The sequence below is a fragment of the Sporichthya sp. genome (genome assembly GCF_013815995.1).
GTDB lineage: Bacteria > Actinomycetota > Actinomycetes > Sporichthyales > Sporichthyaceae > Sporichthya.
Window position 1 is genome coordinate 1 of record NZ_JACDFE010000214.1, and the last position, 7935, is coordinate 7935.

Annotated in this window: 6 protein-coding genes and 1 pseudogene; 4 read left to right on the forward strand and 3 right to left on the reverse strand. The window is 69.1% G+C overall.

Annotated features, from left to right (window positions below; all coding sequences use genetic code 11):
• Nucleotides 1-121: 121 nt before the first annotated feature.
• Both boxB and boxC read right to left on the reverse strand, forming a co-directional pair.
• On the reverse strand, nt 122-1540 hold the full coding sequence (boxB, locus tag H0X00_RS19265) for a benzoyl-CoA 2,3-epoxidase subunit BoxB (RefSeq protein ID WP_293774026.1): 1419 nt from the start codon (nt 1538-1540) through the stop codon (nt 122-124).
• Between the two features lie 7 nt (nt 1541-1547).
• Nucleotides 1548-3236: a 2,3-epoxybenzoyl-CoA dihydrolase gene (boxC, locus tag H0X00_RS19270; RefSeq protein ID WP_293774027.1), complete on the reverse strand. Its 1689-nt coding sequence runs from the start codon at nt 3234-3236 to the stop codon at nt 1548-1550.
• A 99-nt stretch (nt 3237-3335) separates the two neighbouring features.
• On the opposite strand from boxC, the gene H0X00_RS19275 reads away from it, so the two are divergent.
• The 3 genes from H0X00_RS19275 to H0X00_RS19285 all read left to right on the forward strand — a co-directional run bounded on the left by H0X00_RS19275 (nt 3336) and on the right by H0X00_RS19285 (nt 6885).
• Nucleotides 3336-4757, forward strand: coding sequence for an aldehyde dehydrogenase family protein (locus H0X00_RS19275; protein ID WP_293774029.1), 1422 nt, complete (start codon nt 3336-3338; stop codon nt 4755-4757).
• Nucleotides 4758-4834: 77 nt separating this feature from the next.
• Nucleotides 4835-5683 carry a PaaX family transcriptional regulator C-terminal domain-containing protein gene (locus H0X00_RS19280; protein ID WP_293774030.1) on the forward strand — a complete coding sequence of 283 codons (849 nt, stop codon included), beginning with the start codon at nt 4835-4837 and terminating at the stop codon, nt 5681-5683.
• A 62-nt stretch (nt 5684-5745) separates the two neighbouring features.
• On the forward strand, nt 5746-6885 hold the full coding sequence (locus H0X00_RS19285; protein WP_293774031.1) for an acyl-CoA dehydrogenase family protein: 1140 nt from the start codon (nt 5746-5748) through the stop codon (nt 6883-6885).
• Nucleotides 6886-6900: 15 nt separating this feature from the next.
• On the opposite strand, the gene H0X00_RS19290 is transcribed toward H0X00_RS19285, so the two are convergent.
• Nucleotides 6901-7227: a hypothetical protein gene (locus tag H0X00_RS19290; protein ID WP_293774032.1), complete on the reverse strand. Its 327-nt coding sequence runs from the start codon at nt 7225-7227 to the stop codon at nt 6901-6903.
• Between the two features lie 153 nt (nt 7228-7380).
• Here H0X00_RS19290 and H0X00_RS19295 point away from each other — a divergent pair.
• Nucleotides 7381-7935 (forward strand): annotated as a pseudogene (locus H0X00_RS19295) (hypothetical protein); the annotation flags it as partial.

Here is a 7935-nt window from a genome sequence, read left to right on the forward strand (position 1 = left end):
GGGCCGAGCACTGGAACACCGACCCGAAGCCCTTCATCTGGAAGGCGACCGCGGAGGAGATCATCGCCAAGGTCCGTCGCGGGCGTGAGGTCCTCAACCAGATCAATTCGCAGACGGACCACTAGGCCAGGTGGACGTACTCGTAGTTGAAGGGCTGGCCGTTGATGCCGGTCTTCGGTGGGGCTACCCAGGAGGCGATCTTGCCGGGCTCGTAGACCGGCTGCATCAGCGACTCGACGTGCTTCTTGTCGTCCGCCGTCGGCAGGTAGTCCGTGACCTGCGCATCCCAGGTGGCCTGGTCCACGACCTTGCCGTCGGGGGTGATCCGGTGGCCGGAGAACGTTCCGACAGCCCGGTTGAACCCGACGTGCGGGAGCGAGAACGTGGTGTCGATACCGGCGTCCGCCAGGATCGCGTTCCAGCGCTTCACGCCGTTGGAACAGTCCCCGATGTACTCGTTGCGCAGGTCGACGTTCAGCGCGGTCAGCGCCGGCAGTTCCTTCTCGATCAAGGTGCCGTCGGCCTCGATGAAGGGGATGGTCGAGAAGGCGTCGCGCAACCGGTGGTCGTCAGTGCGCCGTTCCTCGAGCCAACGGCCCTTGAGCCCGGCGGTGTAGTAGTTCGCCACGTTGGTCGAGGCGTCGCCACCGAAGAGGTCGAGCGAGACCGAGTAGTGGAAGTTCATGTACTTCTGCAACACGTCCAGCGGGACGCCGCCGCGGGAGGCGATGTCCTCGGTGTCGTGCTCCTTCATCAGCTCGACGGTGCGAGTGACGACGCGGTCCACGCCGGTGGTGCCCACCATCATGTGGTGGGCCTCCTCCTTGAGCATGAACTCGCACGTGCGCGAGAGCGGGTCGAACGCGCTCTCCTTCAACGTCCCGAGCTGGTACTTGCCGTCCCGGTCGGTGAAGTAGGTGAACATGAAGAAGGACAGCCAGTCCGGGGTCTCCTCGTTGAACGCGCCGAGGATGCGGGGCGCGTCCTCCGAGCCGGAGTTGCGCAGCAGCAGCTGCTCGGCCTCCTCGCGGCCGTTGCGGCCGAAGTAGGCGTGCAGGAGGTAGACCATCGCCCAGAGATGACGGCCCTCCTCGACGTTGACCTGGAACAGGTTGCGCAGGTCGTAGAGCGACGGCGCGGTCATGCCGAGACGACGCTGCTGCTCGACCGAGGCCGGCTCGGTGTCGCCCTGGATGACGATCAGGCGCTGCAGGTCGGCGCGGTGCTCACCGGGCACCTGCTGCCAGGCGTCCTCGCCCTTGTGGTCGCCGAAGGCGATCTTGCGGTTCGGGTCCCGCTCGGAGAGGAAGATGCCCCAGCGGTACTCCGGCAGCGCGACGTGGCCGAAGTGGGCCCAGCCCTCGCGGCCGACGTCGACGGCGGTGCGCAGGTAGACATCCTGGGTCGGCAGCGCCGGACCCATCTCCTGCCACCACTCGAGGAACTTCGGCTGCCAGGACTCCAACGCGCGCTGCAGCTTGCGGTCCGAGGCGAGGTCGACGTTGTTGGGGATGCGCTCGCAGTAGTCAATCGTGGTCATGCGCGGGTCACACTCGCTTCCGGTCGAAGACTGCCTTTTGGCCAGTGCCGTACTTGCGCAGCGCACCCTCGGGGCCGACCGCGTTCGGGCGGATGAAGATCCAGTTCTGCCACGCCGTCAGCCGGGCGAAGATCTTGCTCTCCATCGTCTCGGGGCCGACGAAGCGGTGGTTGGCCTCCATGCCGGTCAGCGCGTCCGGGCTCATCGAGGCCCGCTCCTCCAGCGCTATCCGGACGTCGTCCTCCCAGTCGATGTCGTCGAGGGCGTAGGTGATCAGACCCAGCTCCTCGGCCGCCGACGCGTCGATCAGGTTGCCCTTCTCGGCCCCGACGGCGGCCAGGGCCTCGTCGTCGCCGTAGAAGCGCGACTGAAGCCGCGTCAGACCGTTGGACATCGGGAAGGCGCCGAAGTTGACCTCGGTGACGATCAGCGTCGGCGCCGTCTGGGAGTCGGCGTCCTCGGCGTCGGTGAACGTGCCGTCGAGCATGTACTGCCGGTCGCAGGCGAGCAGCAGTTCCAGCAGCGGGCCGGCGAAGCATGAGCCCGGCTCGACCAGTGCGATCAGCGAGCGGCTGGTGACGTCGAGGCGCTTGAGCACCCGCTTGTAGAACTGCCCGATCTCGTTGACGTACCAGTCGTCGCCGTTGGCGCGGACCAGGTCGGAGTAGGCGAGGACCTTGGCGGCATCCCCGCCCGCGCGGATCACCCAGGTGCCGGCCTCGAGCTCATTGGTGCGCAGCCGCAGGATCGCGTCGTCGAGCTCCCGCGAGACGGCCATCGGGTAGAAGTCCGCGCCCTGGGCGTGGATCGCCGCCACGTCAGCGGGTGGGGCGTCGACCGGACCGCGGACGGTGATGTCCACCTGGCCGGCGTCGCGGTCGATCTTCACCGACACGTGCTGGTACTCCAGCCCGTCCGCCGTGACCTCGCGGTGCAGCGGCGTGAGTGCGATGCCGCGGGCGTCGGCGGGACGGTGGGAACGCTCGGCGAGCTCGAGAGCGCGCTCGTGGACCGCCTCGGCGAACCGGCTGCGCGGAATGGAGGCGTCGACCAGCTTCCAGTCGACCGCGGTCTGGCCGCGGAAGCCCTCGCTCTTGGTGGCGAAGACGTCGGCGCGGTCCTTGCGGACCTTGCGCTTGTCGACGACGCGGGTCAGGCCGCCGGTGCCGGGCAGGACGGCGAGCAGCGGGACCTCGGGCAGCGAGACCGCCGAGGAGCCGTCGTCGATGAGCAGGATCTCCTCGCAGGCCAGGGCGAGCTCGTAACCACCGCCCGCCGCCGTCCCATTGACCGCGGCGATGTAGGTCTGCCCCGAGTTCTCGGTGGCGTCCTCGATGCCGTTGCGGGTCTCATTGGTGAACTTGCAGAAGTTCACCTTCCACGGGTGCCCGGACTGGGCCAGCATCCGGATGTTCGCGCCGGCGCAGAAGACCTTGTCCAGGCCGCCGGTGACGACCACGGTGCGCACCTCGGGGTGCTCGAACCGCAGTCGCTGGATGGCGTCGTGCAGCTCGATGTCGACGCCGAGGTCGTAGGAGTTGAGCTTGAGCTCGTAGCCGGGGACGAGTCCGCCGTCCTCGGCCGTGCGCAGCTCGATGGTGGCGATGGGCCCGTCGAACTTCAGCGCCAGATGGCGGTAGGAGTCGGGGCTGGCGTCGAAAGAGACGACCGGGGGCGGTGTGGCGGTGTCAGACATGGCAATGTCCCTTGGGAGAGGACGAGGGCGTGGACCTATTGTTGACATAGAATCGTCGTCTCGTCAATTCCTTGTAGCATGTTTCGGACGGAGACGACCTTGCGGACCTACGACAAGCTGTACCTCGACGGCGCCTGGGTATCCCCCACCGTCGCAGCCCCGCCGACCGAGGTCTACAGCGCCGCTGACGGCTCCGTGATCGCCACGGTCCCCGCGGGCAGCCCGGCCGACATCGACAACGCCGTGGCCGCCGGCCGCACGGCCTTCGCCACCTGGTCGGTGACCACCCCGGCTGAGCGGGCCGCGCTGATCACCGCGATCGCGGACGCCCTGGAGGCCCGGGCCGACGAGCTGGCGGAGATGACCGCCCTCGAGGTCGGGATGCCGCGCAAGCTGGCCCGCCGGGTGCAGATCGGCGGCCCGGTGATGGTGCTGCGCAGCTTCGCCGAGATGCTCGGCACCTACGAGTTCTCCCGCGAGGTCAACAACTCTCTCGTGGTGCGCGAGGCGGCCGGGGTGGTCGCCGCGATCACGCCGTGGAACTACCCGCTCAACCAGGTCATCGCCAAGGTCGGCCCGGCGCTGGCGGCCGGTTGCACGGTTGTGCTCAAGCCGTCGGACGAAGCTCCTTCGCCTGTCTTCGCCTTTGCAGAATGCTGCAACTCCGCAGGGCTGCCGGCCGGGGTGTTCAACCTGGTCTCCGGCGGCGATGAGGTCGGCAAGGCCCTGGCCGCGCACACCGGCGTCGACGTCGTGTCCTTCACCGGCTCCACCGCCGCGGGCGCGCACGTGGCGCAGGCCGCGGGCAAGAACATCAACCGGGTCGCGCTCGAACTCGGCGGCAAGTCCGCCAACGTCATCCTCGACGACGCCGACCTGGAGAAGGCGGTCACCAGCGGGGTCAACAACGCGATGCTCAACTCCGGGCAGACCTGCGCGGCCTGGACCCGGATGCTGGTGCCCGCGCAGCTGCACGACGAGGCGGTCGCGATCGCGGAGAAGGCGATCGCCAAACTGACGCTGGGTCACCCGTTGGAGGACGGCACCCGGCTCGGCCCGCTCGCCTCGGCCGACCAGCAGGCGCGGGTGCGCTCCTACATCGACATCGGCATCGCCGAGGGCGCGACGCTGGTCGCGGGTGGCTCGGATGTCCCGGCGGACCTGCCCGCCGGCGGCTACTACGTCCGGCCCACGGTGTTCGCCGACGTCAAGCCGTCGATGCGCATCGCCCGCGAGGAGATCTTCGGCCCGGTCCTCTCGATCCTCCCCTACAGCGATGAGGAGGAGGCCGTGGCGATCGCCAACGACACCGACTACGGCCTGCACGGCGCGGTGTGGTCCGGCGACAGCGACCGCGCGATGAAGGTCGCCCGCCGGCTGCGCACCGGTCAGGTCGACGTCAACGGCGGGGCCTGGAATCCGCTCGCGCCCTTCGGCGGGTACAAGAAGTCCGGCCTCGGCCGGGAGTACGGTGAGGCCGCTCTGGAGGAGTACCTGGAGACGAAGTCGATCCAGCGCTGAAGTGAGCTCCCGCCCCGCGAAAGGTCTTGCGTCCGAATGAACGAGCGCTATTGCTCACTTCTCTTCGGACGTCCGCGATGAGCACGACGCCCGGCACTCCGGTGCTGTCCCGCCGGCACAGCGTCAGCCCGCGCAGCGCCCGGTCGCTGCTGCTGACCGTGCTCGGTGAGCTGGTGCTGCCGTCGAAGAATCCGGTGTGGACCTCGGCGCTGCTGCACGTGCTGGCCGGGCTCGAGGTCGAGGAGAAGTCGGCCCGGCAGGCCATCGCGCGCACCGCCTCCGACGGCTGGATCTCCTCCGAGCGCGACGGGCGCCGGGTGCGCTGGGTGCTCGCCCCGCCGGGGCGCAAGTTGCTGAGCGAAGGCGCGCAGCGGATCTACTCGGTCGGTGAGCGGCAGACCTCGTGGGACGGGCGCTGGCTGGTCGTGATCGCCTCGGTACCGGAGACGCAGCGCAAGCTGCGGCACAAGCTGCAGACCCGCCTCGCCTGGGCCGGCCTCGGCAACCCGGTCGGCGGCATGTGGGTCAGCCCGCACCCCGAGCGGGCCGAGGAGGTGCGCCGGATCATCGCCGACCTCGGCCTCGAGGGTTCGGCGCTCTCCTTCGTCGGCCCGTACGGCGAGATCGGCTCCGAGCGCTCGCTGGTCAACCGGGCCTGGGACCTGGCCCAGGTGGGCGACCACTACGAGCAGTTCCTGGCCATGGTCGCCGCCGAGCCCACGCCGGCGGCCGGTGACGCCACGCTCTACGCCCAGGTCCGCCTCGTGCACGAGTGGCGCCGCTTCCCGTTCCTGGACCCGCAGCTGCCCGACACCCTGCTGCCGTCGAAATGGATCGGGCACCGGGCCCGGACCGTTTTCGACGCCAAGCACGACGCCTGGGCCCCCGGCGCCCGCGCCCGCTGGGCGGAGCTCGCCTCCGACTGATTGACCCGTAAGTGAACATGGCCTAGTCTGCAAGTGAATTACCACTAGGAGTGGAGACTGCTGTGACGCACCCGTGGGCCGATGACGAGACCGCCGCGCTGACCGGAATGGCGCGCAAGTTCTTCCTCGCCGAGTCCGTCCCCCATCGGGAGAAGGCCGAAGCCAACAAGCACGTCGACCGCGAGCTGTGGCGTAAGGCCGGCTCCGTCGGGCTGCTCTGCGCTTCGATCCCCGAGGAGTACGGCGGCGGGGGCGGAACCTTCGCGCACGAGGCCGCGATCCAGACCGCGCAGTCCTCGGTCGGCGACACCGGCTTCGGCAACTCGGTCCACAGCGTCATCTGCGCGCACTACATCAACGCCTACGGCACCGACGAGCAGAAGCGGCGATGGCTGCCCGGCATGGCCTCGGGTGACCTGGTCTGCGCCATCGCGATGACCGAGCCCGGCTGCGGGTCGGACCTCAAGGCGCTGCGCACCACCGCGATCCAGAACGGCGACGAGTTCGTCGTCAACGGCAACAAGACGTTCATCACCAACGGCGGCCAGGCCGACCTGGTCATCGTCGTGTGCAAGACCGACCCGGAGGTTCCCGGCGTCCACGGCATCTCCCTTGTCGTGGTCGAGACGCAGAACGCTCCCGGGTACTCCGTCGGCCGGCTGCTGGACAAGATGGGCATGCACGCCTCGGACACCGCGGAGCTGTTCTTCGACAACGTGCGCGTGCCGGTGAACAACCTGCTCGGTGCGCGCGGCAAGGGTTTCATCCAGACCATGACGCAGCTCCCCCAGGAGCGGCTGATCCTCGGCGTCGGCGGCATCGCGGTGATGGAGTACGCCCTCGCGGAGGCCATCGCCTACACGAAGTCGCGCGAGGCCTTCGGCGGCACACTCTTCGACCTGCAGAACACCCGCTTCGTGCTGGCCGAGTGCGCGACGCTGGTGAAGGTGGCCCGGACGTTCGTCGACGACTGCGTCGCCAAGCACATCCAGGGCGAGCTCGACAACGTGACGGCCTCGATGACCAAGTGGTGGGTGTCGGACATCCAGGGCCAAGTCGTCGACAAGTGCCAACAGCTCTTCGGCGGCTACGGCTTCATGTGGGAGTACCCGATCACCCGCATGGCCGCGGACGGCCGCGTGCAGCGCATCTACGGCGGCGCCAACGAGGTCATGAAGGAGCTCATCGCGCGCTCGCTCTGAGTTGTTCGCGGCGGCCTAATCGCCGAGGACGCGGACGATCCAGGTGAAGTCGATGGAGGCTTGGCGCCACTCCCAGAGCTCGGCGACCACGTCCTTGGCCTGGTCGGCGAGGCCGAACTGATTCGCGGCTCGGAGCACCTCTTCGTGCAAGGTGCGCACCTGGAGCCAGTTCAGGACGGTCTCGGTGTGAGGGTCGAGGCCGCGCAGCAAGGCGTAGTCCTTGCCGGGGGCGTCGAGCTCCCGCACCGATGTGCACAGCCGTACGACGAGGGCCTCGGGGTCCGGCAGGAGCCGGCCGCCCTCGTCGTCGCGCAGGTTGCCCAAGGTCACGGTCAGCGCCATGACGACACCTTAGATCCGGTACCTCAGATCCGGCTCCCGCCGCCGCTGACTTCGCGTCCGTGAGTTATCCCCAACCCGCCGCTCAGGCCGCGCTCATCCACAGGCTGAGCCCTTGCAGTACCGCGGGGACGTCAGAACCATCACGATCCCGCGGTGGACGTCGAGACGGCATTGCAATCGCGACATGGCGTGGGGCGTAGAGGGGTCCTGCGCCTCGACGGGGCGACTGACCGCGAACTGGACCGCGCGGTACGTGCCGGGATCGTCCACCGCGTGGGTCGTGGCGGCTATGCGCTGCCCGGCGCGGACCCGGCCTTGGTGGCGGCCGTCGCGGTCTGCGGCGTGGCTTCGCACGCGAGCGCCGCGCGACTGCACGGCCTGGACCTTCACCGCGAGCCCAAGCTCCTGGATGTCACCGTCCCCCGGGGAAACAGGCCGCGCTGGGCCGGCACCCGAATCCACCGTGCCGCGCTCGCACCCGAGGAGTACGGAACGCGCATTCCGGTTACCAGCCTCATGCGGACGCTGGCGGACTGCGGCCGCACCCTGTCCCTCATCGACGCTGTCGTCATCCAGGACAGCGCGTTACGCGACCACCAGGTGACGGCCGAGGGACTCCGGGGCGCTGGCCGGCCCCGCCCGTGGCCCCGGGTCCGGCCAGCTCCGTCGAGCGGTCGCGTACACCGATGCGCTGGCCGGGTCCGCTCT